The sequence below is a fragment of the Streptomyces phytophilus genome, assembly GCF_013870535.1.
Classification (GTDB): domain Bacteria; phylum Actinomycetota; class Actinomycetes; order Streptomycetales; family Streptomycetaceae; genus Streptomyces; species Streptomyces phytophilus.
The window spans coordinates 1-1,845 of sequence record NZ_JACBXC010001191.1; the positions used below are offsets into that span (position 1 = coordinate 1).

Below are 1,845 nucleotides of genomic sequence, written 5' to 3' on the forward strand. Positions count from 1 at the left end.
TCGCGGTCATCCGGGGCCGCTCACTTCTGCATCTGCTGCTGGGCCTCGGTCAGCCGCTTCTGGACCGACTCCGTGGTGACCTCGTCGCCGGCGGCGGCGTCCGCGAACAGCTCCTTCATCGCGTCGCCGACGAGGGTCTCGAACTGCGCCTCGTCCGGCACCTGCGGCAGCGGCGCGGAGGTGGTGGAGAGCACCTCGCGCAGCACGGTCAGGTCCGTGCTGCTGAACGCCCGGTCCTCCTGCGCCTCCTTCACCGGCGGGATGGAGCCGTAGGTCGAGTTGAGGACCAGCTGCTCCTCGTTCGAGGTCATGAACTCCACGAAGTCCAGGGCGCCGTCGAGGTTGTCGGTGTTCTTGAAGACGGCGATGTTGATGCCGGCGACCATGGAGTTGACGTTCTGCCCCTCCGGCGGGTTCTCGCTCTGCATGGGCACGGGCGCCACGCCGTACTCCTCGGGCTTCATGCCGTGCGCCTTGAGCGAGCTGCCGGCGGCCTGCCACAGGAGCATGCCGGCCTTGCCGGTGGCAAGGTCCTTGATCGACTGGTTCTGCGCGTACTCGGCGTTGCCGACCGCGGCGATCTTGTCGTTGGCGAGGAAGTCGACGTACTGCTTGACGGCCGCGACGGCCTCCGGGCTGTCGAACGTGGGGTTGCCCTGGGCGTCGAAGAAGTCCGCGCCGTGCTGCTTGCCGAAGACGAAGGCGTGGTGGGAGTTCTCCACCGGGTTGCCGCCCTCGACGGCGACGCCGTACTTGCCGTCCTTCGTCAGCTTCTTGCCGACGTCGACGAACTCGTCCCAGGTGGCGGGGGGTTCCTCGATGCCGGCCTCGGCGAACATCGCCTTGTTGTAGTAGAGGGCGTACGAGAGGGAGTACAGCGGCACCGCCGCCGGCGGCCGGCCCTCGGCGCCCGCGGCGGCCAGCGCGGCGGGTACGAACCGGTCCTTGCCGCCGATCTTGTCCAGCGTCTCGTCGTCCCAGGCGAGCAGCCCGTCGGTGGCCTGCAGCGAAGCGGACCAGGTGTTGCCGATGTTGAGCACGTCGGGGCCCTGCCCCGACGTGGTGGCCGCGAGGATCCGGTCGAGCAGGCTGTCCCAGGGGATGACCTCCAGCTTGACGTCGATGCCCGTCTCCTTCTCGAACTTCTCGATCTCCGGGGTCAGCACCTCCTTGTCGTGCTCCAGGCTGGTGCCCTGGTTGCTCGCCCAGTAGGTCAGCTCCTTGGGCTTGTCGTTGTTCCCCTCCGAGCCGGTGGAGCTGCCGCCGCCGCAGGCGGCGGCGGTCACACTGAGGGCGGTGGCGAGTGCGGCGGTCGCCGCCAGGCGGTTTCTGCGCATGGTCGTGGGGCCCCTCTCCGGGCGCATGACTTAAGACTGTGAACGCGGCGCGCGCTTAATTCAGGCCGTGAGTTAAGTAGTGAAAGAAGTCCTCGTCAACCCTTCTCACACGGGTTTCCCGGCACGTATGTTTCCTCCGGGAAGGAGCCACATGGCGAGAAGCAACGGCCGTACCGTGCGCGACCTGCGCCGCAGCAACCGCTCCGCGGTGCTGCGCCACCTGTACTTCGAGGGACCCCTGAGCCGCCAGGAGTTGGGCCCCGTCACCGGGCTCAGCTCCGGGTCGATCAGCAACGTCGCCGCGGAGCTGATCGCGGAGGGGGTGCTGGAGGAGGCGGGCGCGGTCGACTCGGACGGCGGACGGCCCCGCACCCTGCTGCGGGTGGCGCCGCGCTGTGGGCACATCGTCGGCGTCGACGTCGGCGAGACCCGGGTACGCGTGGAGCTGTTCGACCTGGCACGTACCGAACTCGCCCGCGCCGAGCGCCCGCTCGCCGACGGCGGCCGG

1 protein-coding gene and 1 pseudogene are annotated in these 1,845 nt (G+C 69.1%); one reads left to right on the forward strand and one right to left on the reverse strand.

Translation table 11 applies throughout. From position 1 onward, the window contains the following. Positions 1-20: 20 nt before the first annotated feature. On the reverse strand, positions 21-1,337 hold the full coding sequence (locus tag H5J30_RS30630; RefSeq protein ID WP_181790719.1) for an ABC transporter substrate-binding protein: 1,317 nt from the start codon (positions 1,335-1,337) through the stop codon (positions 21-23). Positions 1,338-1,488: 151 nt separating this feature from the next. On the opposite strand from H5J30_RS30630, the pseudogene H5J30_RS30635 reads away from it, so the two are divergent. Next, positions 1,489-1,845 (forward strand): annotated as a pseudogene (locus tag H5J30_RS30635) (sugar kinase); the annotation flags it as partial.

Coding starts and splice junctions, on each gene's coding strand:
- H5J30_RS30630 (WP_181790719.1), bottom strand. CDS start 1,337: ATGCGCAGAAACCGCCTGGCGGCGACCGCCGCACTCGCCACCGCCCTC.